The sequence below is a fragment of the Trinickia violacea genome (genome assembly GCF_005280735.1).
Lineage (GTDB): Bacteria > Pseudomonadota > Gammaproteobacteria > Burkholderiales > Burkholderiaceae > Trinickia_A > Trinickia_A violacea.
This window is the reverse complement of record NZ_CP040077.1, coordinates 907390-933460: the sequence shown is the minus strand read 5'-3', so window position 1 is coordinate 933460 and position 26071 is coordinate 907390. Positions and strand designations below refer to the sequence as shown.

Below are 26071 nucleotides of genomic sequence, written 5' to 3'. Positions count from 1 at the left end.
CTCTTTCCGGATACGGTTTTCCGTTGGTCATGAGCTTTCTGGATCGTGTTTGGGCGCGAGAGGTCAACGGAGAACCAGAAAGTCGAGAGAATTAGCACTGCCGCCAGTAACCGCTATCATAGAGGGCGCCAATTTGATTAAACTGTAATGCCGGTTTGCATGCGTCGACGCTGCCGTGCCAGATAACAAGGGCAACGAATAAAAGGACGAAGATGGACAATGAGAAAGCCGAGGAAATGGCCGCTGCTGACGACTATCGACATCAGCAGCAGGTGAGGTACGGGAGTTCCGCCGAGCAAGCCCTCCAAAAACTGCAGACCTTGCGACATGCCGCTATCGCGCATACCTTGAACGCGCTTCCGACAGCCGACCTAGATATGGTTGAGCGCGCGTTGGATGATCCAGGCGACGTGAAGACTGCGTTAGACGAGCCATTGTCGCACTCATTGGTGAAAGCAGCCGTGGATAAAATCGAAACGGCGGCAGAAAATATCGGCTTCAACCTTCGGAATGGCGTTTCCTTTGGGGCTCTGTTTGCCGAGGGTAGCGAGGCAATGCAGGCTCCAGTATTCGGGACGGAAACAAGCCTTGTGATGCTAACGTCGAATTTGCTTTTGCTGGTTCACCGATTGTCGAAACTGCTTGCCCTGAGCGTTCCACTGAAAAATAAGCGAGAAGGATTCACGATCGAAAAGGATTTCCGAAGGATTGAAAAGAAGCTTCTCAAAAACGAAAATCTAATGTCTCAATGGTATTCGCTTTACTACGATTATTCGCATAATCCAACCACCCCTGCTCGTGGCGACTTTATAAGTATTCCGGGGGAGCGTGAGTTCAGTGTGCAGGACGACATCTCGGAATCGATGATGTGGTTTGTGGTCGGTCATGAATACGGCCACCACATCATGAAGCATGGTAGCGGCGGAATTGCGAGTGCAGAAGGGGAAGATCGAGATCGACAACATGGTATGGAATTGGAAGCTGACATGCTAGCCACGTGGCTCTGCATGGAGGCAGGCAACTCGGAACCTCGAAACAATGTATTTGCATTGGCAAACGCCGGAGCGGTGGCTCTTCTTGCAACGCTGGAATTTATTCGCAAGGGAAATCAGATACTCAAGAACGGGAAGTCTTTACCTGGCAGTACGCGCGATAGCCATCCAGGCATATATCAACGCCGGCGCGCGATCAGCTTCTTAACAGAACGTCTGTCGAGCCCACGAACCTCTTATCAGTTCATTTCACTACAGAATCTGTACTACCGGATTGTTGCCACGACGTGGAACGTCGCTGCCAAACGTCTTGCCGAGCAGCATGTGTTCGGTGTCCGACCTATCGAACGAACGGTCGAGTGGTTGCCGCGCTGATCAGTGCTACCGCGGCGCAGCCGGCGGGACAAGCGATGTTTCGTATGTTGCGATTAGTCGTCTATGATCGCCGCAGTGGTCAAAGCGCTCGAGCGCAAGATCGTGCTCAACGAGGCGATCACGGGCGATGGTAGATGGAATGTGCTGCTCATGGATGCTCGGTACGATGCCGGCGCGTCGTTGGAAGCCGCTTGCGCTGTTCTTCGCACCTATGCGAAGGTGGGAAAAGTCTACGTCGCAACCGCGACATGGTGAGGGCCGACGAATGACCAAGATTTTCATCGCTGGTTCGATCAGCATCAAACATCTGGACCCCAAGGTACGCGAGCGTATCGACAACATCATCGAAGCGGACCATACCGTCATCGTCGGAGATGCTGACGGCGCCGACAGCTCGATACAGGCATACCTGTTTAAAAAGGGTGCCAGTCTTACCGTCGTCTATTGCAGTGGCGATAAGCCACGCAACAACATTGGTCATTGGCCCGTCAAGTGCGTTCAGACTAAGCACGCGGCGCCGGGTTCTCGGACATTCTTCACAGCGAAGGACATCGAGATGGCGAAGGCTGCTGACTTTGGCCTAATGATTTGGGACGCCAAGAGTACTGGAACGCTCCGGAACGTCATCGAACTGCTTCGCCAAAAGAAAAAATCAGTTGTCTTCGTAAACAAGGCGAAGCAGTTTCAGACTGTCGGCGACGTGGCGCAGCTCGAAAACCTGGTCGGCTTTATGTCTGAACCAGCCATGAGAAAAGCCGACGAGAAAATCCGGCTTCACGACAAGATCAACGAACTGAGGCATGAACAGTCCGAGATTTTCACGTAGTCAGCGCTGCCCCAAAGCCCGCTAACTGCGGGCATTTTCGTGCCTTCGCCGAACCTCCTCCTGCGTCAGTTTCCGCAGTGCCCAGCGCCGCGGCAACCCAACGATTTCCGTTTCCTTGAAGAGGACCGGGCCATTCGACGCTTGGTCGCATTGCTCGGGTTGGTCGAACAATGTGGCGTACGCCCCCAGCGGGGCAAGTCATGATCGCTGTCTAAGCAAATGCCCCGAGATGTCCGTCAGCAAGCTAACCGCATTCGAACAGGCCGCCTTGGCTGGCTTGGCCAACGAGGCTGCCCTTAGCGGCGTCGCTATTTGACGCATGGGCACAGTTGCCCGCCGATTCGGTGCAGTCGGCCCGTTCACTAGTCGCCGTTGCACAGCTCGATGTCACGGAAGAAAGTCACCGCTCGTCGGCCTATGTCTAGCTCCACATAAGGGGGTGCATTTGATTTCCATGCGTTTTTCCGGTTAGGGGCACCTGAGCATGGCACGAGTCTGCCTTGCGGCCCCGTTTAAATTGTCTTTCTAATCAAATCACCTGCTGACTGCCCCTTCGAGGGCCCCACATTTGCGTGGATGACCTGGCAGCCCGATGGTTCTTTCCGCAAAGCGCAAGGACAAGCCGACATTGCAAACGTCGTTTGCAATATCGATTCAATCGCCAGAACTCGATTGTTTATGCATGACGACTGGCTGTCGCAGCGGGCAGATCACTCGGGAGACTTGGAAGGATTCGTCGCGCGTACCGAGCTACCGGGAAGTTGAACGTCCCACGCAGGTTGATGCCATCGAGGTGGGTCGGCGCGATTCGCCTTAACTGTTCAAATTGCAGTAGCTGGCCCGTGGCAACCTGTAACTCGTCCACGACGCGTTGCATGTGGGTGGTGTTCCACGCCATCAGGATATTGGAGAGAAGTGTCAGCGCGGAGGAAACCGCCGACAGTGGTTCCTGGCGTCGGGCCAGTTCGACGGGAATCTTGCCGATATGGATCGCGCGCTGAACATTATGTACGGCTTCTCAGCGGTTCAACACATGCTGCTATCAGCGATCAGCGGCACACCCCTGCATGCCTGCCTCGAAGAACCCGGTGCAGTGGTCGATGAATGCCCTGACCTTCGCGGGCAACAGTGCGCGACCGATGTACGCCAATCTGATCTCCGCTGCGTCGTCACTGATCTCGAAGTCTTCGAGCAAGCGCACGAGCCGCCCGGTCTGAATGTACTCATCAACAAGCGTGATCGGCAGCAAGCCGATACCGACTCCCTCTAGCACGATGTCGCGATTGAGTATCGGGTTATTTGACGCGATCTCGTAGTTGGTCGGGACAGCAACGTCTTGCTGGCCGACGCGGAAAGTGACGGATGGTTTGTGCATCGATGGGGGAACGGCGACAAACACATGCTCAGCGAGGTCGGCGGGGTGTCGCGGCCGGCGACGCCCCTGGAGATAAGCTTCCGTGGTAACGATAGCCAGCGGCAACCGCCGCAGCAGCCGTGTTACGGCGAGGTCGGTCGCCAGCATGAACGGCAGCACGATGCCGAGATCATAGCCATCGGCCGTAAGGTCAACGGGGCGCTCCGTCAGCGTGATATCCAACGTGACGTTAGGATGCTTTTTCCTGAACGCTGCGATCAGCGGCGCGAGCCAGGTCAGCGCAGCCGTCGTATGAGCGACCAAGCGCAATACGCCCGTTGGTACCCGGCCGTGACCCGCCGTTGAAGCTTCCAGATTGTCCAGGTCGTCGAGGATCTGACAACATCCGCTATAGAAGCGCTCCGCCGCGTCGGTCAGCGAAAACTGGCGGGTAGAACGATGGAACAATCGAGCGCCCAGCCGCTCCTCGAGAGCCACGATCGCCCTCGAAACGACTGATGGCGACAGGTCCAACATCTCACTGGCACGTCTGAAGTTCTTGACCTCCACGATCGTGCGAAACAGGCGCAAGCTAGCGAAATATTCCATCTTCCGACTTCTCGTCCATCATGTTTCCGCCTAAGCAACAGCGTGGACCGGCCCGATCATTACCGCTGCGCGTCTGATATCTGTTTCGCCGTGCGCGAGAGAGCCTCGGTCAGTCCTGCAGAGTCAGACCCGACCGCCGAAGGAAACGGAGGTCCTGCGTCCGCGGCGAGAGGAAGTCTGAAGAGGCTCGACAAAAAACCGGATAGCGTTTCTTGAATTACCTGGTCGTTCACTTCGTCCGGGTTGGAGATTCTGCGCAATTGCAGGCCGTCGCAAAGGCTCACTAGCCCGAGGGCAAGTCTTTCCGGTGGTGGCCGCAACCCGTGTTCGTCGCACTGCATCCATGAACGGATGCAGGCCGCCATCTTTTCCAGTTTGTGTTGCTGGAACCCGTTGATGTGCTCCCGGAACTCACTGTCACGGCAGGCGTGAAGTCCGGCTTCCATCCAAAGCGCAAAGGTATCGCTTTGCATTAAATGGCGACCGTAACCAACGCACGCGCGCACCTTCGCCTCTTGCGACGCCCCCTCCTCCGCTTCGATGACCCCGTGTAAAGCAGCGCGCGCCTTATCGTCATCGCGCCGCAACAACTCGACCAGCAGTTCCTGCTTGCACTGGAAATTCGAGTAGAACGCGCCGCGAGTGTAACCGGCCGTCCCGGCGATATCCTCGACGCTCGTTGCCGCAACACCCTTCTCGAGGAACATCTGTCGGGCAGCGTCAAGCAGTCGCTCGCGCGTCTGCTCTTTTCTGCGGTCGCGCGTCATGCGTTCGGGATTCATGGCGTAGCTTACGGGTGAAGTTGGCGTCTCAACTCGCAGAATTAGGCGAGACTGTCAGATGGCGGTTTCACATCAGCACCGTCGACCTCTGCTCAGGCTGCGATCCAACTGAATATTGACATTAAACTCATCGATGATATTTTTGTCAATTATAGTTACAGCCGGTTGCAAGTAAGCTCCGCCAAGGCCGCTTGCGGCCTGCCAAAGAAAGCGACAGCACAACCGGTCTGCCCATTCATACAACGGCGCCTTCTGCAGCCTCAGACTAGCCCGACCGAGCTGGTCGAGCGTCCAAGGCTGATTTCGCCCAGGAACACACTTTCGCCCAGCTTGCATTCCCGCGATGTTTCGCCGAGTGCATGACGAATATCGATCCGGTACTTGCCGCTGCCTTTCGCGAGCCCGCCGAACCGGAAATCGCCGAAGGCGTCAGAGACCGTTTCCGCAACCCGCCGATCGTCCGTATACAGGACAACCGCAGCACCAGCGACGCACTCAACCACCCCGTTCACCTGGGCGCTGATACTGCCTGCTACGAAGCAGCTTTGCCAGCGTTTGAGGCCGCTGTACCACACGCGAGGCCTCGTGCCGAGAGTGGGCCGCAAAACCTCGAGCCCTTCGCGCCGGGCCTTTTCTGCCATCGCAGCGTCATCGAGCTTGACGGCCTCGAATACGCCAGTGGGACAAGCCTGTTCGCATCGCGGACGCTGCCAACCCTGATCGAGCAGGTGAGCGTCGAAGATCCAGGTCTGCGGCACCTGCAGTTCCTCGTTCCAGACAATCGCTTTGTACGGGCAGGAGTTGACGATATCTTTGCGGCCGCGTGCCTTGGTCGGATCGATGATGACGATCCCGTCGGCGCGCTTTCGGATCGCGTCGCCGCCGACGCGCATGCATGGCGGTTCGTCGCAGTGATTGCACATCACTGGCAGGTACGTCGTTTCGACCATATGAGCATCGCCCTGCACGCGGCGCAGGATGCGAATAGGGCTTTCGGCGCCGGCCGCGGCGGGCGCGGAGTAACCGGGAAAATCGTTTCCAACGTGCTCATCACGTGCCGCGATGACGCAGTTGTTGCAGTTCTCGCATTGCCCGACCTTGATAATCAGACTCCACTTGCTCATCATCTGCTCCTCATGCTGTGCGGCCGAGCAAGAAAGCTTCGGCGCCTTTCCATTTTTCAACCTGCACGAGGCATGAATTCGGGCTCATGCTGCTTGTGCCCGCGGTCTGGGAGCGGTCTGGGGTAAGCAGGTTCATGCAGCCGCCTATTTCAACGCGCTCGCCATCGACTTCGACCAGCTGAAATTCAGCGCTGGCCTCGTACGACTTGACGACACCGGCGGTGACAAGCTGCGATACGTCAGCCGCACAGATGACCGCGCCCCGGTCGTTGTACACCTTGACGAGGTCGCGATGGGCGATGTCCCGGGCCTCCGCGTCGGCGGGGCTGAGCCGCAGCAGCCAGAAGCGATGACCGCCGATCAACGCGCGATGATCTTCGACACTATTGACCGACGAGTTCTTCCCGTCGCAATGCGTGTGAAAACTGTACCGGCTGTGAGTGGCGATCAGTTGCAGCGGAAAGCGCTGAGCCAGTTCTGATCGCAGCCCCTCCCAGGACGGGATGTATCGGTTCAGCGGCGGCCGCTCCGGGTTGTCCGCCGTGTGCCGCTTCAGCAACTCCGGCACGAACTCCAGCTTGCCGCTGGGCGTCTGCAGCCCCATGCCGAACTTTTCGGCGTACTGCGACGGCATCGGATGCGGTTCCTGCAAGTCCTTGCGCCGTCCTTCCGCAAACCAGCGCATGTCCACCGGGTGCCGTAATTCCGGCTTTTCGGGCGAAACGACGAAATAGCCCTTGCGGCAAAACTGGCGCCACGAAATGTGATCCGGCAGATCGGACGATGCGAACACGCGCTTGACCCAGTCGAGTTCACTGCATCCCTCGGTGAAAACGCCGCCAAGGCCAAGACGCGACAGAATAGCGGTGAAGATGTCGTAGTCGGAGCGGGACTCGCCGAGAGGCTCGATGCATTTGTGCTGCATCGTGATCATGCGGTGATTCACGGTGTTGAAGCCATGATGCGCATAGCCGCCGGAATTCGACCATTCACCGATATCCCATCGCTCCAGCGACGTGCACGCCGGCAGAATGATGTCGGCGAACTGGGCCTCGCCCTCCATCCAGATCGACTGGTTGACCACGAATTCGATGCTGGGATGCCGGTAGGCGTCCACCCAGCGTCCGGATTTGGTGACCGTGCTGAAGGCAGACCCGCCATAGCGATAGATCATGTGGATCGGCGAGTAGCCCGGCATCGGGTAGCTGAATGGCGCGAACTGGGCTTCCTGAGACATACCGTCCCAGAGATAGCCTGTCGCGTGCCCGTCGATGATGGCATCCGGCAGCTGCTGCCGCGGGACCATCTGCTTGACCGGATTCATGGTCAGTATGTGCGGCATGCGCTGATAGTTGTTCACGGCGTTCGCGGTCCACGCGAGGTCGCCCGACATGCCACCGTCCGCGTAGCCCGGAAAGTAGAAATGCAAGTCATGCGGCGCACCGAGCTGCAGACAGCCGAAATTCACGCCTGGCTTGCCCCAGCCTTGCATCGCCATCATCATGATCATGCAGCGCGCCCACTGGGCCCCTGTTGCCCCGCGTCCCGCCCCGCCGAATCCCGCACCCGTCATCCCGACGGCAAGATAGACCTTCTTCTTCCCCCAGAGACGCGCGAGCGCACGAACGTCCTTGGCAGGCACGCCCGTCTCCAGCTCCTGCCACTCGGGGGTCTTGTGTATGCCGTCCGTTTTGCCTGACAGGTAGGCCCGCCACTCATCGAACCCGGTGGTCCGCTTCGCGACGTACTCCTTATCGTACAGATCCTCCTCGAGCCACACGTACATGATCGCAGTGGCGAGGGCTGCGTCCGTTTGAGGCCGGATGGGAATCCACCGGCCGCCCAGCAACTGCGCGGTCGGATTGCAATGCGGATCGATATGGACGAACTCGATTCCCAGCTCCTTGGCCCATAGACGCCGCGGTGTGCCTTCGAATCCCGCGTAGGCGCCGTTCGTGCTTTCCGGATCGCAGGACCAGAAAACGATCATTTCGGCTTCCTTAAGGCAGTCCTCGATGCCGCCATAGCCAGATGGCACCCCAACGCGCATCGAGTTGCCGAAGTGGTGCATGGCACCCCAGTACCATCCTTCCCAGCTGTCCGGATTCGCGGCCACCCGTGTAAAGCCGATCAGATTGGCGAAGCGGGTCAGTGCGCTGAGGTAATAGCCGATATTGCCCCACTGATGGTGCGACGACATCGGAAAGGTAATGGAACCCGGGCCGTGGACACGCTTTTGCCGGTTGATTTCCCGGGCGACGATGTCCAACGCCTCGTCCCAGCTGATCGGCACATATCCGGACTTGCCACGGTTCTGCGGGTTGCGTTCCCCATCGGGATCGAAATCGACCCGCTTCATCGGATGGAGGATGCGCTTGTCCGAGTAGACAAGCGACTTGATCGACAGCGCATGCGGCGCGACGAGGCCGCGCCGTGGCGGGCTGAATCGGCGTCCGCGCGCCTCGATCTGCCAGCTCGGCGCATCCTTGCTGTCGAGATCGATGGGCGTGACGCGAACGATTCGTCCATCCTTCACGTAGACGAACAATGGCCCGCCGTTGGTGCAGGTGGTATAGCGGTGTGTGCCATCCCGCATGGGCGTGCCCATCGACAGGCTGATGGTTTGCATCATGCTCAGCGTTTGCATGAACCAAACCAGCAGCTCATCGTCGCCTTCAGTGACGACCTTGAAATTCTTCGCCGCGTGGATGATATCCAAGTAGTCCGGACTGGGCGAAAGGAATTTCAGGGCGGTGGCGACATCCTTGAACTGCATGCGCACGTCGGGCATCGGATGCGTGCCGGCGGACGATCGAATGCGGCCGTTCTTGAGCTTGATGACTCGACCAATGCTTTCATCCATGAGCCCGATCCACGCGACGAGGTCGCGCTCCTTCAGACGATCGCGATAGGCGGGGAAGCGGCGTGCTGTCAGATCAAGGACCTTGGGCATGGCAAGGAGAATGGTCTTGAGGATCTGTCGTTTCACTTTTTTATCCAGTGGAAGGGCTGCGCGTATGCAAGCATCACGGCAATACGGACCGCCGCCGCGATTGACTCACGGAACGCCGGTCGTACCTGTTAGAACGTATAGGCGACGTTCAAAAAGACGTTAATGGGTTCGATCCGGAGCGTCGATTTGGAAACGATCTGCGTTCCGGTTGCGGTCTGTCCGTATAAAGTCATGTGCGTCTTGAGCGGGATGTAGCCGACAGACGCTCCGACCGACCAGTGTTTGGAAAACGCGTAACTTGCCCCGACCTCGAACACGGGGTTCCACGATGCACTGAGGGTTGCGCGTACCGAACCGCCCGGACCCACGCTATCGCTGATGAACTGGCCGTTGGTTGCGCGAACCTGGGTGAACCACGTGTAGTTCACGCCCAATCCGACGAAAGGACGAAATTTCGACTGAGCGTCAAACAGGTGATATCGAAGCTCGACGGCGGGCGGCATCGGCCGCGTCGTACCCAGTTTGCCGTACTTCGCGAGCGTCCCATCGCCCTGCAGATTCACTGTCAATGGCAGGCCGAAGAGTGTGGCGATGCCGATGTGGTCGGTCACGTAGTACTCGGTGGTGATGCCAAGCGTATTCGTTGACGTCGCGTGTGCGCCAGTACCCGACAATTCCTGATTGACAGCCATACCACCAACGCTTTCCACGGTGAGCGGCGTTGCATGACCCTGTGGCGCTACGTGAAGCCACCCTGTCGCCAGGGTAAAACTTCCGGCCGACTGGGCATTCGCATTTCCAGCAAGCGCAGCCGAACAGATAAACCCCGCCATAACGGCAGAGCGAACATATCTCCTGTTATTCCTCACGCGTCTTCTCCTGTCTCATCGGTTGGTTATCTTTTTTATCGTGCACACACCTGAAGCGATCCGCCCACTGCGCCGGATCGTGGGGTCGGCCCTCATATTTCCGGACCGAATCCTCAAATCATCTGCTCAACATTCGCGTAGTTGCACTAAATACAATGATCATATTTGCAGATGTTTTCCCCACTTCCTGTCGCCGTACCCTATCGAGTCCTGTACTGCGAACGTCTGTTGCTTCCCTTTGCCTTATCGTTCAGTTGCAACGTTTGACCAATTGGCCGGCATACTAGTGAACGCGCATCACGAGTCGCTCGGCCTCAGGCGGGAACACGCACCACGAACCATCGCGGTGCCGGAAAAAGAACAGCCCAACCGGCCTTGTCGACAAAAGTAGCTCGATATGCACACAGGTTCCCTGATGCGATTGCGCACGACCAAGTCGGGTAACGCGCAACGGGGTCTCGGAAGTTGGCGCAAACCATTTTTCAACAAGCGAACGCAAGGATCTCTCTGACGCAATACCCATCTTCTTTCCCAACCAAACTAACCGGTGACATTTGCAATTCCGGCGGGATATCGACGCGCATGCGAGTGACTGAACGCCTGCGTCGATGTCAGAAATCGCGTCACTTAGATGCGCTATGTGTCTCTGAAGCTGCAACGCCGGCAACGTTGCTCCCGAGACTTGCCGCGACAGCGACGGAAAATGCGAACGGAAAACGCCCGAGCGCGGAAGTCGCCAATGATTCGAGTTCCGCGTCCGGAAGTTCGACGTGAACTGAAATCCCACGCAAGGTGTCTTGCCCGATGCTGACTTTTGCGCCCTCGACACCGGCATCCACGAGCGCCGACTGCAAAGCGTCTACCGTTTCAAGCCGCTTGAGCGCCGGCTTGAAGATCTTGCCGACACCCGTGAGGGGCATCGCATCGACGATGCGTATCGCTTTGGGGAACGCCGCACGCTCGCTGATCTCGTCACGCAAGAACTCGGCCATTTGTGCTTCGTTCGCCGTTGTGCCCGGCTTTAGCTGGACATAGGCGACCGGCAGTTCACCCGCGTGCATATCGGGACGCCCGACTGCTGCGGCAATCTGGACCGCGGGATGGCGATGGAGAGCTTCTTCGATCGCTGCAGGATCGATGTTGTGTCCACCCCGGATAATCAGCTCTTTCTTTCGGCCGGTGAGCCAGAAGTAACCCTCTGCGTCGCGGCGTCCCAGATCGCCGGTATTGAGCCATCTGCGGCCATCCGCCAGGTCCATCCAGATGCCGCTGTTCTGCTCCGCATGCATATAGCCGATGAACACGTTCGGACCGGAGATCAGCAGTTGACCCACCTCATCCGCAACACACTCCCGGACATAATGGCCCGCCTCATCGACCACCACGGCTTTCATGGCCTGGCCCGGGAGGCGAAGGCCGATTGAGCCGACCCGCCGTTCGCCGAGCGGTGGATTGACGCTGCTAATGCAGGTGCCTTCCGTGAGGCCATAGCCTTCGAGGACCTTGATACCGGTTCGAGTCTGGAACGCACGCAGCAACTCCACCGGCATAGGTGCGGCTCCGCACAGCCCGTATTCCAGCGAACTGACGTCGCGACCGCCAACGGGAACGTCCAGCAGTGACCCATAAAGCGTCGGCACGCCGCTGAAAAAATTGATGCCGTAATGCTCGACGATGTCCCAGAAGCGTTTGACGACGCCTTCTGCGCGATAACCTTGCGGCGTGCCCAAAACGACATGCGCGCCGCGCGAAAACGGCAGCAGTCCCGTCACCATCACGGCATTGACGTGAAATAGCGGCAATCCGCAGAACATAGTCTTGCCCGGACCGACGCTTTCACCGAAGAACTGCCCGGCGCTCCAGGCATTCGCGACTTCGTTGCCGTGCCGGCGCATCGCGATCTTGGGCAAGCCTGTGGTACCCCCCGTGCAGAAATAGGACGACACATCGTCCATGCTCGTCCGTTGCGAACTGGAGAGCGCTGTGCCAGGCTCCCCTGCAATTCCTTCGCTGAAGTCGTGGATGGCGACCTGCGAGGGAACCGCGCCTCGCACACCTTCCTCGCCGTGCAACCGAGCACATTCGTCACGCTGAAGCATGCTGGCCGCAGATCGCTGGTCGCTTGGCACATGGTCGGCGAGGTTGACCAGCACGACATGCTTGAGCGAGGCAACCTTGTGCAAGACCGGCTGCACTTTCGGCCACAGGTCCGTGCCGGGAAACGGCGCCAGTGTGACAAGGACGCTGGCGCCCGAGGCATTGAGCAGCTCGCCGATCGCGTCGCTTTCGAGCAGTGGATTGATCGCGCAGACAATGCCGACGGCCTCGGCACCCCAAAGCACAAAATGCGTTTCGGGCAGATTCGGCAATACATAGGCGACGACCGTGTCTCGCTGTACACCCAGGCGCGACAGCATGTTCGCAGTGCGCGTGATGTCGCGCACCAGTTCGCTGTACGTCCAGCGCTCCGGGCTCGCGTAGTTGTCCGCGGTTGCGAAGAACGATAGCGCCGGTGCCAACGGATCAATGACCGCGCCGCTGCAGATCATCTCGTACGTGTTCGTGGGGAGATCCGCGGGTTGTCCGTGGGCTTCGATCGCGTCGATGTCCTGGATGTTCGCGACACCTTTCATGGTGCCTCCGCGACCACTCGATTTTGCTGCACACCAAGATTGATCGAGCCGTCGTGGCTGACGATACGCGCCTCCACGACGTCCCCGACCTGAAGGTACTGGGTCCGCTCAGCCTGCAGATTCAGGAACAGACGCCACTTTTCCGCTTCAGGCAACTGTGCGGCAGCGCGCTGCTTTTCGGGCGACGGAATGATCAACGCACAACCGGACGGCGTGCCGGTCGCAAGCAGGTCGCCCGTGTGCAGATCCTGTACGCCGGAAAGCTCGGTCAGCGTCTCTGCGGGACCATAGACCAGACCGGCCGTGGTGTCGTTCTGCCGAACGGTGCCATTGACGGTCAGCGTCAGCACGAGCTCGCCCAGCTTCGCAATTTCTTCCTTTTGCAGCAGGCACAGGTACGGACCGACCGGCCCGAACGTCCGGTAGCTCTTGCCCTTGTAGAACTGCATCTGCGGAATCTGAATGTCGCGCGCCGAGTAATCATTGACGATCACGGCGCCCGCGACGAACTCGTGCAGGTTCTCGTCCGTCACGGTGACGCGGGAGGTGATGTCGCGCTTCAGGACAAGACCGAGTTCGATTTCATAGTCGAGGAATCGCACCTCTTTCGGCTTCACGAGCGGCGAGTCTGCCGCAACGATGCAGCTCGTCGCCTTCGTGAAGATCATATTGAACTTCTTCGCGTCCGGGTCCATGCCGGACTCGATCATATGCTGGCGATAGTTCGCTCCCTGGCAGACGAACTGCTGATTTGCTGTCACTGGCGACAGCCATTGAACCTGCGACTCGGGAATCGTCGGGCCGTCCAGTGAAAGCAGCCGTTCGACCGGATTCGCCTCAACGAATTCGGCGGTCGATCTGAACTCGCCAGGTATCGGCGTGATCGCGCCATCGGCAACGACGCCCCACTGGGCGTGACCATCATGCAGATAATGCAGAACGTGAACTGCCATTTCCAATCTCCGGATTCGATGAACAGGTGTTGCTTCAGGCGAAAATGCTGGCGAGCGTCTTCAGCTTGGCCAGCGTGAGGTCGGGGCTGCGGCGCAGATTGCGAATCAGTCCGGCGAGGCTCATAGGCGTCAGTTTCGGCTTGGTAAAGCTGCGCGGCATCGTCGGTCCCCACTGCGCCATCGCCTCGCGGCTCACGCCATGGATTCCGGTCGGCACGTCGGCAGTGAACAGATCGCCGTCGCAGTAGTGTTCGTGCTTGTCGCCCCAAGGGTCCTGCCAGTAGTCGAAGATCTGACTGCCGAGGATATGTCGGCCAATTCCCCACGCGTGGGTCCAGCCGTTTTCGCGCAGAACGCGCTGGCCCATGCCGACCGCGTCCGCGTCGACGAGCTCATATGCGCTGTGGCTGTACTTCGCGACAAACCCCTGAGCGAGGGCAAGGGTGTGATGATCGGCTGGCTCGCCGCCGAGATCGAGACGCATGAAGGCGACGGCGGGAGAGCCGTCGGGCAGCACCTGCACGTCGCTAGGAATGAAGCCGAAGTGCTGCGTGTACCACGCACAGGTTCTCTGATAGTCGGCAAGTTCGAGCACCACGTGCCCTAGGCGGACGACCTCCGGCGCGTGTCCGGGTGGTCGCTGAGTTCCGTTGACGCGGACCGTCGCATCGACCGAGTTGAAGGGCAACGGCAGCCGGTGAGGCAAGCTCCCCGCCGCGGTCTGACCCCATATCGCATCGACCTGAAAACCGGAAGGATCGCTCAGCGTCACCAGGTAACCACCGCCCGGCAATGCCGAATGATCGACTCCACTGGCGCCCGGCAGCTTTTGCAGTGCGTCGAGCTCGCAACGGCTGCCGACCTGCAAGCCGAACCCCACGAACCGCGATTTGGACGCCTTGCGAACGACATAGCAAAAGTGCGAGGCACCCGCGCCGCGCAGGAGCAGCAAGGTTTCGCCACGCGAAACGGTTTGTAGCCCGAAGTCGCTGAGAAAACGCTCGGCTTTCCCCAGGTCGGGCCGATCGAACATCAAGTAGGCCAAAGCCGTCGCTTTTGCCGTCGGATTCGGATGACGCGCCGGTTGCTCAGTCGTCAGCTCCGGGGCGGCACCGTTTTCGGTGGTCGTCTCCATAGTCCCTCCATTTATTTCATTAGACCGGCGTCCGGCGCCGTTAATGACATTAAACTCATCACTGATAGTTTTGTCAATATAGAGGTTCGAATCTATACTGTGAAAAGGACCACAAGTGACTCGATCATGACGACCACGACCAATCGTCGGACCCCAAAACGCTCGCCGCGTGCGGCGCCCTCGCCGGCCCCCGTTGTCGAAGAGCGGGAGCCGCGCGGTGCTCGCCGCAAACGTGAAACCCGCGCCCGTCTGCTTGATGCCGCGCTGAGGCTGATGGCCGAGAAGGGCATGGAAGGCGTCGCAATCAACGAAATCACCGAGGCCGCTGATGTCGGCTTCGGCTCGTTCTATAACCACTTCGAGTCGAAAGAGGCGATCTATTCGACCCTCGTCGACAATGTGTTCGAGGAATTCGCGGACATGCTCGACCGCCTCTCGGGCGGTATCCCTGATCCCGCAGAGGTCGTGGCGGTTTCGGTCCGTCATACCATCCTTCGTGCGCGGCATGATCCGGTTTGGGGCCGATTCCTGATCCGAGAAGGTTTTTCCGCAGGCATGTTGAGCCGCGGGCTAGGCCAGCGGCTGCTGCGCGACATCGGCAACGGTATCGAGGCGAAGCGATTCGTCGTCGCCGATCCCTTGATTGGATTTCTCGCGGTAGGCGGCACGGTACTGTCCGCCATCTCGGCCGAACTGAACTACGTCGCGCCGGGCGCAACCGCAGCGGGCGTCCTTGAAGAACTCGGCTTCAATGGCGAGCACCTTCCCGAGCGTACGGCGGCCATGCTCCTGCAGACGCTCGGGCTCAAGCGCGCAGAAGCGGAGAAGGTCGCAGCGCGTCCGCTGCCGGCGGCAGAGGAAACCGTCGAGGAAGACTGACGGAAAGCACGCGTGGACCGCGATCCTGCGCACATGCGCAGAACCGCGACGCCCATTGGCGCTCAGTCAACGGCGCGCGGAGGAAATTTGCTTGCTGCTCGTTGAGAGACGAATGCGGCGTCGGTCAATTGGGCGACGCCGGGGACAGGAGGACAGGACAAGGCGTTCGGTGCGCTCTTGCGCGATGCCACCGCCTGCCTTGACGGGCTGTCCGCCGTACTCGCGGCGAGCCCGCGTACCACCTCGGCGATTTGCGCGGCGATGATGGCGATCGCGCGCCGGTGACCGTCGACGATCGCCTGATAGCCGTTCGACACGGGTTCGCTCAATACGCTGTGGCAGGTCAGTGCGCCCGCACCGTCCGACCGTCGCACATTCCATACGACGTCGACCAGCACATGCGAGCGAGGCCACGATTCGAAACGCTGGACCTCGGCGGCGATCTGATAAACGGGAACGTCTGCCCCGTTCACCAGCGCGCCGGGTCCGGCCATGCCGGCCTGTCGGCTGACGACGGCAATGAGCGCGGAGCGGATCTCGTCCGCAAGCGACGAAGCCCAACGATCGTCCTCCAACACCTTCACTTGCGCCGCATCGACCTGCACGACAAGCTGACTTCTCGCGACGGCGGCAGGCACTTTCACAGGCCGCACGTCGATGCGCCAGGCAGAGGTTGCGCTACTGGTCGCGGGCATCGCCGGTGAGTCGGTTGCGAGCGTATAGAAGCGCGCTGAAGGCGAAGCGCAAGCCCCCACGAAGACGAGGCCCGCGACGGCCACTGCGCGCGGCAACCCACGTAACGAGGGGCGTAAGATCCGGATCATGGCTGGTCTCCCTTCTTGCCAAACAACAGCGCCTGCGGATGGCGCTCGAGGTAATCAGCAAGCGCATTCAGCGATTGCAACGTACGCGTCAGTTGCTGCATCGCGTCCTGAATGTCGGACTGCATCGGCGCAGCCTGATGAAGCGTCGTTTCGGCGGTGCTGAAAGTCTTTTGCGCGGCCGCCAGCGTGTCGCGCGCTTGCGGCACGACCTCGGTGTCCATATGACCGAACAGCTTGTTGGCGTTTTCGAGCGCACCATTCAGGTTGTTCCCGATCTTGTCAAACGGAACCTGGTTCAGCTTTCGGGCGATGTCCGCGACCTGCACCTGCAGCTCGTCGAGCGTGTTCGGCACGGTCGGCAGTTCGATCGGATTGCGGCTCACATCGACACCCGCGCGAGGGGCCTTCGGGAACATGTCGAGCGCGACGTAGAGCTGGCCGGTCAGCAGGCTGCCGGTGCGCAACTGTCCGCGCAGCCCCTCCGTCACGAGGTGCTGAAGCAGCTCGTGACCACCCGGCGTGTTGGGGTCGGGCAGCGCGTCATTCGAGCGTCGGCTCAGGCGGTCGGGATATAGCGCCATCGAGACCTTCATGCTGAAACTCTTCTGCGCTTCGCTGTATTCGATACCGATGCCGGTCACCCCTCCCAGCACGATCCCGCGAAGATCCACCGGCGCGCCGACGGACAGTCCTCGCAGCGACTGGTCGAATCGCATCACGATATTGAGCGGCTGGCCGTCAGGCTCGCGCATTGCCTCCTGCTCGTCGGCCGCGAGCCGGAACTCGGCCTTGTCCGCTGCGAGCGCTCCGCTGTCCTGACCGGGCGGACTCTGGAATGCCAGCCCGCCGACCACGACGGTCGCAAGAGACTGGGTATTGAGCTTCAGACCGTTCGAATCGAGACGCAGATCGACGCCGCTTGCGTGCCACCAGCGCGTGTGGGTCCTGACATACTGATCGAACGGCGCATTGATGAACACATTGACGATCACACCGTCGCCGTGAGGGTCGAGGGAGAAGCCGACCACCTGCCCGGCCTGGATACGATGGTAGAAAACCGGCGCGCCGATATCGATCGAGCCGAGCGATTCGCCTCGCAGCGTGTACTGATGTCCCCGTTGGCCCGTCGTGACGATGGGCGGGTTTTCAAGTCCGACAAAGGCGGTTTGCGTGTCGGCCGAGCGTCCGATATCCGCGCCGATGTAGGCGCCCGAGAGCAACGTACCGAGGCCCGAGATCCCGTTGGCACCGACGCGCGGACGCACGACCCAGAACCGTGTGCCTTCTGTTGCGAATCGCGCGGCGTCCTTGCCGAGCTGGATGCTCACGATTACGCGCCGCAAATCCTTCGACAGCGTGATAGCTTGCACGAGGCCGATGTCCACGTCCTTGTACTTGACCTTGGTCTTGCCCGCCTCCATGCCTTCCGCGCTATCGAAGGTGACGGTTACGACGGGCCCTTTTTCAGCGACCGATTTCGCCACGAGCGCAATGCCGATCAATGCGCAGATCAGGGGAACTAACCATATTAGGGACGGCAGCCAGCGCTTGCGCGGCCGAACTTCGGGGCTGGGCAGATTGGGAAGATGCATCGTACGGGTATTTCAGAGAGTCCGGTTTGTTGAGAGCCAGCGCCGCAGTCAGTGCACGCTTCGCCGATCGGTTCGTGCGCAATGCTTGTCTGCATCGACGTCGTCCCAGATGAGCCGTGGATCGAATTGATGCGACGCGAGCATCGTGAGGATCACCACCGCCGCAAAAGCGAGCGCGGCCGGTCCTGCCGTGATGACCGCAAAAGAGCCGAAATGCACGAGCGTGACGGTCAGTGCGACGACAAAAACATCGAGCATCGACCAGCGGCCGATACGCTCGACGAGCCGATAAAGCGCGGTGCATTCCCGAGGCCGCCAGGCTGAGCCTCGACGAGCGGTTAGCGTGAGAAGCGTGAGAACGGCCAGCTTGAGCATCGGTACGAGAACGCTCGCGACAAATACCACCACGGCGAGCGGCCAGTCGCCCGAAGTCCAGAAGTACGCGACGCCGCCCAGGATCGTGTCGTCCTCGGCGCGGCCGAGCGACGACGCATGCATGATCGGGAGCAAATTGGCCGGGAGATAGGCGAACACGGCAGCAAGCAGCAGACTGGCGGTTCGCGTGAGGCTGTCTGCACGGCGTTGGTGTAGCGGGTGCCCGCATCGCGAGCAGCGCTGGTGCGTCCGGCCTGCTGCGTGCGCCTGAACCAGACCGCATGCGTGACAGCCGACCAGTCCTGCGCGCTGTGCGGTCATGGCGGACGAACGCGCCTGTTCGCGCGTTCGCTGCGCCCCCAGAAAGCGCTCGCGTCGACCAGCGACTCTTTTCCAGTGAATATCGGTCTTGCGGGCAGACGTGAGCCGCTCGTGGACCGCCCACAGCCGGCCAGGATCGAATGATGCGACGACGGCCAGCATCACGGTCAACCCAGCCAATGCAAAGAGGCCAGGCCCCGCGATCACGTCGGCGATGCTGACCATCTTCACGATCGTCACGAGCACGCCAAGCATGAATACTTCGACCATGCACCACGGACGCACCAGTTGCACGACGCGCAACACCCGGTTGAAACGGGGCGGGACCTTGCCGATGCGAAGCGGCACCAGCAGATAAAGAAAGGCGATCAGCTCGATCAGCGGAAAGAGTATCGATGAACAAAACACCATCGCCGCGACCGAGCGCATATCGCTTGTCCAAAGCGAGCGCACCGCGCCAACGAGCGTCGCTTCGGACGTCATGCCGTTGGCATTCAGCTCGATCACCGGGAAAGCCTGCGCGATGCAGAACGTGATCAACGCGGCGAGCGTCACGGCGCAGATGCGGTCGAGCGACGCGCCGACGCCCGCCAATGCGCCCAGCTTCGCTGCGCATCGCGTGCAGCTCGCGACGCGCGCTCCGACGTCCGCTGGCTTGCGCATCAGCAGATCGCATTCGTGACAGGCAATCAGTCTGCGATGTTCCATGCTTGTCATACGCGCGCGATCATTGCGTCGACGCTGCCGTCTGCTGCGCCACGGGCAGTTCCCCCATCGCCTGGAACAACGCCGCCGTATCGCTCATGCGCTGGCTCGCTGCGCGTACCGAGCCGATCTGCGCGTTGAGATAGCGGGACTCGCTGGCGTGTGTTGCCGACGACGGAAGCGCGCCCATGCGATGGCGCGACGCCGTATCGTCGAACGCGGCGTGCGCGGCGTCCGCGGCAACGTCCGCCGAGGTGAGCGTCTGCGCGTCGTTATCCAGCGCGGCCAGCGAATTCGCGACATCCTGGAACGCGGAGAGCACCGTCGACTTGTAGTGCAGCACGGCGGCGTCGTATGCATCGATCGACGCGCGACGCTCCGCGAACAAAGCCCCGCCATGGAAGATCGGCTGCGACATCGCCGCGCCGAGCGCCCACAGGCCGCCCGCGCCCGAGAACACCGCCGGCCAGCTGAAGCCGCCGCGCCCCATCGCGGCCGTGAGCGACAGGCTCGGGAACATCTGCGCCGTCGCGGCGCCGACGTCGGCCGCGGCGGCCTTGACGGCGGCGTCCGCTGCCTGGATGTCCGGGCGCGAACGCAACAGGTCCGAAGGCACCGCGACGGGCACGTTCACGGGCAGCGCGAGACTGTCGAGATCCGGCACGCTCGGCGCGTTATCCGGCGTGCGGCCGATCAGCACCGCCAGCGCATGGACCGCGCAAGCGCGTTGCTGCCGCAGTGCAGGCAGCGTCGCGGCGATCGACGCCGCATTCTGTTTCGATTCGAGCATTTGGGCGCGGGAGACCGACCCGAGCGCGAAGCGCTGCTCGTCCTCGTTCGCGGTGGCATTGGACACTTCCACGAGCCGCTCGGTGAGCGCGATCTGCCGGTCGAGAGACGCGACATTGATCACGCTCGCGACGATGTTGGCGGTAAGCGCGCGCCGCGACGCCTCCAGTTCGAATGCCTGCACGTGCACACGCGCAGCGCTTGCCGAGTTCGTGTAACGCGTCTGGCCGAACAGGTCGAACGTGTAATGCGCGAACACCTGACCGGCGAAGAAGTTGTATTGCACCTGCTCCGGTCCGACTCCCGGCACGACGGGCGCGCGGGCGCGCTCGACCTGCACGGCGCTGTCGATCGACGGCAGCGTCGATGCGCCGACCTGCGCGCGCAGTTGCTCTTGCGCGGCCGCGAGCGTGCGCTGGGTTGCCGCGAGGTTCGGGCTGTCGCGCAGGCCCTCGTCGACGAGCGCATCCAGCGCGTCGGAACGGTACATGCGCCACCATTGGGGGGCCGCGGTTGCGCCGACATCGAATGTCTGCGCGACGCCACCGGCCGTCACGGTTTTCGACGGCTGCGTCTGCGCGCCGTAATGCTCCGGCGAAGGCATCGCTGGCGCTTCGCTGCTCGGCCCAAACGAGCAAGCCGCGATGCTCAGTGCGGCAGCCACCGCCAGCACGGAAGTCCTATAGGTAAAGCTCTTCATCAAACCTCCGTATGCTCGGCGACGAGCGGTTGCGTTCCGCGTTCGTCGCGCCGGACCCTGAAGCAGGTCGCATAGAGCGCCGGCAGAAAGAACACCGTCAGCAACGTGGCGACGGTGATGCCGCCCATCAGCGCGGTCGCCATGGGGCCGAAGAAGCCCGAGCGAAGCAGTGGTATCAGTGCGAGAACGGCGGCGGCGGCGGTCAGCATGATCGGCCTGAAACGCCGCACCGTCGCGCCGATGATCGCGTCGAAGCGCGCGTGCCCGGCCGCAATGTCCTGATCGATCTGGTCGACGAGAATCACGGAGTTGCGCATGATGATGCCGAACATCGCGATCACGCCCAGCAGCGCGACGAAGCCGAACGGCTTGCCGAACAGCAGCAGCGCAGTCACCACACCGATCAGGCCCAGCGGCGCGGTCAGCACGACAATAAAGGTGCGCGAGAAGTTCTTGAGCTGGATCATCAGCAGCGTGAGCACCGCGATGATCATCAGCGGCATTTCCGCGTTGATCGATGTCTGGCCTTTCACGCTCTCCTCCACCGCACCGCCCACGTCGATCCGGTAGCCGACCGGCAGCGTGGCGCGCTCGGCCGCGAGCGCACGGTCGATGTCGCGCGTGACGTCGATGCCCTGCGCGTCGCCGCGCACGTCCGCCTGCACCGTGATGGTCGGCTGGCGGTCGCGTTCCCAGATCACGCCGTATTCCAGCGCGTCGCGCACGTTTCCAAGCGAGCCGAGCGGCACCGGGCCGTTCGGCGTCGGCATGGCGAGGCTCGTGAGCTGTGCGGGGTTGACGCGCTCGCTCCTGGGGGCGCGCAGGTCGACGTCGATCAGTTTGTCGCGCTCGCGGTACTGCGTGACCGTGTAGCCGGACAGCGTCATCGCGAGGAAGCTGGAGACGTCCTCGGACGTGACGCCAAGCTGACGCGCGCGGTTCTGGTCGATCTCGAATGAGATTGACCGTTCAGCGGGCTCGTCCCAGTCGAACTGGACGTTGCGCGTGCGCGAGTCGGCGCGGGTCTTTTCTGCGACCGCTTCCGCAATGGCGTGCACGGTCGCGATGTCGTCGCCGCTCACGCGGAACTTGATCGGAAAGCCGACGGGCGGCCCGTTTTCGAGGCGGGCGACGCGCGTGCGAACTCCGGAGAAGTCCTTCTCCAGTTTCGCGTCGAGCCAGTGCATCAGCTGTTCGCGCGTCTCGACGTCTTTCGCGGTAACGACGAACTGCGCGAAGTTCGGCTGCTGAAGCTGCTGGTCGAGCGGAAGGTAGAAACGCGGCGCGCCGGTGCCCACGAAGTCGACGAAATGCTCGATTTCCGGCTTGCCGTCGAGCACTTTCTCGAGGCGCTTCGCTTCACGCAGCGTCGCTTCGAACGAGGCGCCCTCCGGCAACCGCAGGTCAACCAGCAATTCCGGCCGCTCCGAGTTCGGGAAGAACTGCTGCGGCACGCGCGTGAACGCCGCCATCGCGATCGCGAACAGCACGACCGTGACGCCGAGCACGGCCCAGCGGCGGTCGATACACCAGCCGACCCAGCCCGACAGACGCCGGTAAAAGGCCGTGTTGTACACGTCGTGCTCGTGGCCATGCACATCGCTCCCGTGGCGTTGATGCTCCGGCAGCAGGTGGAAGCCTAGCAACGGCACCAGCACGACCGCGGCGAACCACGAAACGATCAGCGCGATAGCCGACACCTCGAAGATCGATCGCGTGTACTCACCGGTGCTCGATTTGGCGAGCGCGATCGGCAGAAAGCCCGAGACCGTGACCAACGTGCCGGTCAGCATCGGAAAAGCCGTACTGGTATAGGCGAAGGCCGCCGCACGCAGGCGGCTCCAGCCCTGTTCGATCTTCACGGCCATCATCTCGACGGCAATGATCGCGTCGTCGACCAGCAGCCCCAGCGCGAGCACGAGCGTACCGAGTGATACCTTGTCCAAACCGATGCCAAACAGATGCATGCACAGCGCCGTGACCGCGAGCACGATCGGGATCGTGATCACCACGACCATGCCGGTGCGCAGACCGAGCGAGATGAGGCTCACGACTAGCACGATGGCCACGGCTTCTCCGACCGCCTCCACGAAGTCATCGACCGAATGCTTCACCGCGTGCGGCATGCTCGACACGGCCGAGAGCTTCAGGCCCGCCGGCAGCGAAGCCTGAAGTTCTGCCGTCTTGGCGTCGAGCGCCTTGCCGAGGTCGATCACGTCGCCGCCCTTTTGCATCGTCACACCGATGCCGAGCGCAGCCTGGCCGCCGACCCGCATCTGCGTCACGGGCGGATCGTCATAGCCGCGCTGGATCGTCGCAATGTCGCCCAGGCGAAACGACCGCTTGTTCACGGTGATCAGCATGTCGGCGAGCGCCTGCTCGTTCTTGAATGCGCCGCTTGGCCGCACGAACACGCGGTCATCCGCTGTCGTGATGGTACCGACAGGCGCAACGGCGTTCTGCGCGTCGATCGCCTGAGCGAGTTGCTGCGGCGTCATGGCTAGCCGCGTGAGTTGCGCGTTCGAAATTTCGACGAAGATGTGCTGATCGGGATCGCCGAAGTAGTCGACCTTCGCGACACCGGGCACCCGCAGCAGCACGGTGCGGAACTTGTCCGCGTAGTCGTGCAGTTGCGCGGGCGAAAAGCCGTCGCCTTCGAGCGCGTAGACGTTCGTATAGACGTCGCCGAACTCGTCGTTGAAGAACGGCCCCACCGTTCCCTTGGGGAGCGTCGCCTGGATGTCGCCAACTTTCTTGCGCACCTGGTACCAGGTCTCGGGCACTTCCTTGACCGGTGCCGAGTCCTTCATTGCGAAGAAGATCATTGACTCGCCGGGCCGCGAGTAGCTCTTGATGTTGTCGACATACGGCGCCGCCTGCAACTGGCGGCCGATCCGGTCGGTGATCTGCTCCTGCACTTCGCTGGCCGTTGCGCCCGGCCAGTAGGTCTTGATGACCATTGTGCGGAACGTGAACGGCGGATCTTCCGATTGCGCGAGTTTGGTGTAGCCAATCACGCCGAACAGCGTGGCGAGCCCAATCAGGAATATCACCAGTTGCTGGTGCCGCAACGCCCACGCAGACAGATTAAAACCCGTTGCGTCAGCGCTCGAGCCGTCGCCAGTACTGATGCGCACGTCGTCGCGCGCGTTTTCATGGTCGCGTGCGTTCATGACGGAAAGTCCCCTGGATGCAGCGGCGGCACGACCTGCACGTGCTCGCCGGCGCTGACCGCATGCACGCCTTGCAGCACGACCCGGTCGCCATCGTGGAGGCCCGAGCTGACCGATACCGAGCGTTCGTCGTAACGCGCGATGGTGACCGGACGCAGTTCGAGCGTGTCGCTACCCGTGCGCGCCACCCATACGGCGGGTTGCTCGCCCCGGTGAAACAGCGCCGTGACGGGCAACGTGTACGACTGTCCGTTGCTGGCATTGCCAGTGGTATCGAAGGTCACGTTCGCGGTCATGCCGAGACGCACCTCCGGGCCCGGCGAAGTCAGCGTCAGCTTGACCCGCCAGGTGCGGCTTTCCGGATCAGCGGCGGCGGACACCTCGCGCACCGATGCATCGAAAGTCTTGCCCGGCAGCGCGGGCAGCGTGACGTGCGCCTTGCTGCCGACTGCCAGAGCATTCACCGTCGCTTCGGGCGCATCGCAAGCAATATCGATGTCGCCGGTCCAGTCGAGGTGATACACCGCTTGCGTTGCCTGAACGTTCTGGCCGGTATCGGCGTCTTCCGAGGTAATCGCGCCATCGTGGTCGGCAACCAGCGTCGCATAGCGCAGATGATCCGTGGCAAGTGCCATCTGCGCGAGCGCGGAAGTGCGCTGCGCGAGCGCGGAAGCGTAGGCGTCCTGGGTCTGCTCCAGTTGCGCGGTCGAAATCAGGTTGGCACGTGCCTGCGCCTCGTCGCGATCAAGCTGCTGCTTCGCGAAGACGAGGCGATGTTCAGCGGCATCGAGTTGGGCGCGCGCGTTGACGAGGTTGTTTTGCAGATCGGTCGGATCGAGCAGCGCGACCGTCTGCCCCGCTTTCACCGTGTCGCCAATCCGCACCCGCCGCTCGATGATTTTGCCTCCCACGCGGAATGAAAGAGGCGTGGAGTAACGCGCCTGCACCTGCGCCGGCAACGAGTCGCCCGCGATATGCCCCTCTGCGTTAACGGCACGCGCGACCACAGGCTTGGCCTCCTGCACAGCGGCTTCGTCGTGATGGCATCCGCAAATGAGGATTGCGCTGCACGCCGCGATGACGGCGGGTGCCCGGTGCATCGACCGCGCGTAGGAAAGTAATAGGGAGCGCGCCCGCATCGGCGCGACAGGACCGGAGTGTTTCACGATGTTCACAAGGAAGCTGACGAATCCAGATAGAAAGTCATCCGCGCTGACTGAGGCCAGCCGCGCGGGCGGTTGTTGCGGACCAGTGGCACCGATCGGCGCGAAGATGAGATTAAACCCATAACTGATGATATTGTCAATGATGACAATATCAACTAATATCGCAACAAACTATGACCGGGGAGGCAACATGTCAGGGGTCCGCAGTCCACGCACGAGTCGTCGGGAGGCAGTCGAGGAGCCGCTTGCGTCGCGCGAGTGCGTCGCAGAGCAGTCGTCTCGGCGCTTGCGGCGCAAGCGCGAAACGCGCGTGCGTCTTCTCGATGCCGCGTTCGTCCTGGTCGCGAAAAAGGGAATGGATAGCGTCACAATCAACGAGATCACCGACGCTGCCGATGTGGGATCCGGGTCGTTCTACAACCACTTCGACTCAAAAGAAGGACTCTTTACGGCACTCATTGAATGGCTATTCGAGGAATTCGCGGATACGCTCGATGGCATCGTCGGCGGCCTGTCCGACCCGGCTGAAGTGCTTGCCGTGTCGGTACGCCATACGCTGTTGCGCGCCTGTCGCGATCCCGTGTGGGGACAGTTGCTGATCCGCGAGGGGCTATCCGCGCGTGCGCTCAGCACGGGACTTGGACAGCGCCTGTTGCGCGACATGCGCAGAGGCATTGCGCAAAGACGCTTCACGGTCGCGGACGAACTGCTATGTGCCATCTCAGCGATCGGCACCGTCCTGGCCGGACTCGCGGCCGAACTTCATTCGTCGTCTTCGAAGCGGAGCCGCCTGTCGCGAAAAGTCCTTCGACCCCGGGAGGAACGGTTCGTCGAGAACATCGCGACAGTCGTGTTGCAGGCCGTTGGCCTCAAGCGCATGGAGGCCGAAAAGATCGCCCGGCGACCCATGCCACCCGGCACCGCCAGCGTGTGATGAGCGCC

19 protein-coding genes and 1 pseudogene are annotated in these 26071 nt (G+C 61.3%); 5 read left to right on the top strand and 15 right to left on the bottom strand.

Annotated elements, in window-relative coordinates:
* The first annotated feature begins 212 nt into the window (after positions 1–212).
* The 3 genes from FAZ95_RS04210 to FAZ95_RS04200 all read left to right on the top strand — a co-directional run bounded on the left by FAZ95_RS04210 (position 213) and on the right by FAZ95_RS04200 (position 2193).
* Positions 213–1367 carry a M48 family metalloprotease gene (locus FAZ95_RS04210; protein ID WP_137331301.1) on the top strand — a complete coding sequence of 385 codons (1155 nt, stop codon included), beginning with the start codon at positions 213–215 and terminating at the stop codon, positions 1365–1367.
* Between the two features lie 63 nt (positions 1368–1430).
* Positions 1431–1622, top strand: coding sequence for a hypothetical protein (locus FAZ95_RS04205; protein WP_137331300.1), 192 nt, complete (start codon positions 1431–1433; stop codon positions 1620–1622).
* A gap of 10 nt (positions 1623–1632) precedes the next feature.
* The gene (locus FAZ95_RS04200; protein WP_137331299.1) at positions 1633–2193 is read left to right on the top strand and encodes a hypothetical protein; all 561 of its coding nucleotides are present in this window, start codon (positions 1633–1635) and stop codon (positions 2191–2193) included.
* 676 nt (positions 2194–2869) lie between these two features.
* Here FAZ95_RS04200 and FAZ95_RS04195 read toward each other — a convergent pair.
* The 9 genes and pseudogenes from FAZ95_RS04195 to FAZ95_RS04150 all read right to left on the bottom strand — a co-directional run.
* Positions 2870–3232: pseudogene (locus FAZ95_RS04195) on the bottom strand (Tn3 family transposase); the annotation flags it as partial.
* Between the two features lie 3 nt (positions 3233–3235).
* Positions 3236–4156: a LysR family transcriptional regulator gene (locus FAZ95_RS04190; protein WP_137331298.1), complete on the bottom strand. Its 921-nt coding sequence runs from the start codon at positions 4154–4156 to the stop codon at positions 3236–3238.
* A gap of 59 nt (positions 4157–4215) precedes the next feature.
* A complete protein-coding gene (locus FAZ95_RS04185) occupies positions 4216–4938 on the bottom strand; it encodes a TetR/AcrR family transcriptional regulator (protein ID WP_137331297.1) in 723 nt (240 codons plus the stop codon).
* Between the two features lie 260 nt (positions 4939–5198).
* Entirely contained in the window at positions 5199–6062 is an 864-nt protein-coding gene (locus FAZ95_RS04180) for a 4Fe-4S dicluster domain-containing protein (protein ID WP_137334417.1), read from the bottom strand.
* Between the two features lie 10 nt (positions 6063–6072).
* Entirely contained in the window at positions 6073–9051 is a 2979-nt protein-coding gene (locus tag FAZ95_RS04175; RefSeq protein ID WP_137331296.1) for a molybdopterin-dependent oxidoreductase, read from the bottom strand.
* 92 nt (positions 9052–9143) lie between these two features.
* Entirely contained in the window at positions 9144–9848 is a 705-nt protein-coding gene (locus FAZ95_RS04170; RefSeq protein WP_137334416.1) for an OmpW/AlkL family protein, read from the bottom strand.
* 659 nt (positions 9849–10507) lie between these two features.
* Entirely contained in the window at positions 10508–12517 is a 2010-nt protein-coding gene (locus FAZ95_RS04160) for an acyl-CoA synthetase (protein WP_137331294.1), read from the bottom strand.
* Positions 12514–13470, bottom strand: coding sequence for a fumarylacetoacetate hydrolase family protein (locus FAZ95_RS04155; RefSeq protein ID WP_137331293.1), 957 nt, complete (start codon positions 13468–13470; stop codon positions 12514–12516). The genes FAZ95_RS04160 and FAZ95_RS04155 overlap by 4 nt, the downstream gene beginning before the upstream one ends.
* Before the next feature lie 34 nt (positions 13471–13504).
* Entirely contained in the window at positions 13505–14605 is a 1101-nt protein-coding gene (locus FAZ95_RS04150) for a VOC family protein (RefSeq protein ID WP_137331292.1), read from the bottom strand.
* A 126-nt stretch (positions 14606–14731) separates the two neighbouring features.
* Here FAZ95_RS04150 and FAZ95_RS04145 point away from each other — a divergent pair, with 126 nt between their 5' ends.
* Positions 14732–15484 carry a TetR/AcrR family transcriptional regulator gene (locus FAZ95_RS04145; RefSeq protein ID WP_137331291.1) on the top strand — a complete coding sequence of 251 codons (753 nt, stop codon included), beginning with the start codon at positions 14732–14734 and terminating at the stop codon, positions 15482–15484.
* A 62-nt stretch (positions 15485–15546) separates the two neighbouring features.
* Here FAZ95_RS04145 and FAZ95_RS04140 read toward each other — a convergent pair whose 3' ends face one another.
* The 6 genes from FAZ95_RS04140 to FAZ95_RS04115 are packed head-to-tail and all read right to left on the bottom strand — an operon-like array spanning position 15547 to position 25063.
* Positions 15547–16308, bottom strand: a complete 762-nt coding sequence (locus FAZ95_RS04140; protein WP_137331290.1) for a PqiC family protein — start codon at positions 16306–16308, stop codon at positions 15547–15549.
* Entirely contained in the window at positions 16305–17900 is a 1596-nt protein-coding gene (locus FAZ95_RS04135) for a PqiB family protein (protein ID WP_137331289.1), read from the bottom strand. Before FAZ95_RS04135 ends, FAZ95_RS04140 begins: the two co-directional genes overlap by 4 nt.
* Positions 17901–17948: 48 nt before the next feature.
* A complete protein-coding gene (locus FAZ95_RS04130; RefSeq protein WP_137331288.1) occupies positions 17949–19304 on the bottom strand; it encodes a paraquat-inducible protein A in 1356 nt (451 codons plus the stop codon).
* Positions 19305–19323: 19 nt separating this feature from the next.
* Complete coding sequence (locus FAZ95_RS04125) at positions 19324–20790, bottom strand: efflux transporter outer membrane subunit (RefSeq protein ID WP_137331287.1); 1467 nt, start codon at positions 20788–20790, stop codon at positions 19324–19326.
* Positions 20790–23963, bottom strand: coding sequence for an efflux RND transporter permease subunit (locus FAZ95_RS04120; RefSeq protein ID WP_137331286.1), 3174 nt, complete (start codon positions 23961–23963; stop codon positions 20790–20792). The genes FAZ95_RS04125 and FAZ95_RS04120 overlap by 1 nt, the downstream gene beginning before the upstream one ends.
* Positions 23960–25063, bottom strand: a complete 1104-nt coding sequence (locus tag FAZ95_RS04115; RefSeq protein ID WP_254699804.1) for an efflux RND transporter periplasmic adaptor subunit — start codon at positions 25061–25063, stop codon at positions 23960–23962. The genes FAZ95_RS04120 and FAZ95_RS04115 overlap by 4 nt, the downstream gene beginning before the upstream one ends.
* A 256-nt stretch (positions 25064–25319) precedes the next feature.
* Here FAZ95_RS04115 and FAZ95_RS04110 point away from each other — a divergent pair, with 256 nt between their 5' ends.
* A complete protein-coding gene (locus FAZ95_RS04110) occupies positions 25320–26063 on the top strand; it encodes a TetR/AcrR family transcriptional regulator (RefSeq protein ID WP_137334414.1) in 744 nt (247 codons plus the stop codon).
* Positions 26064–26071 lie beyond the last annotated feature (8 nt).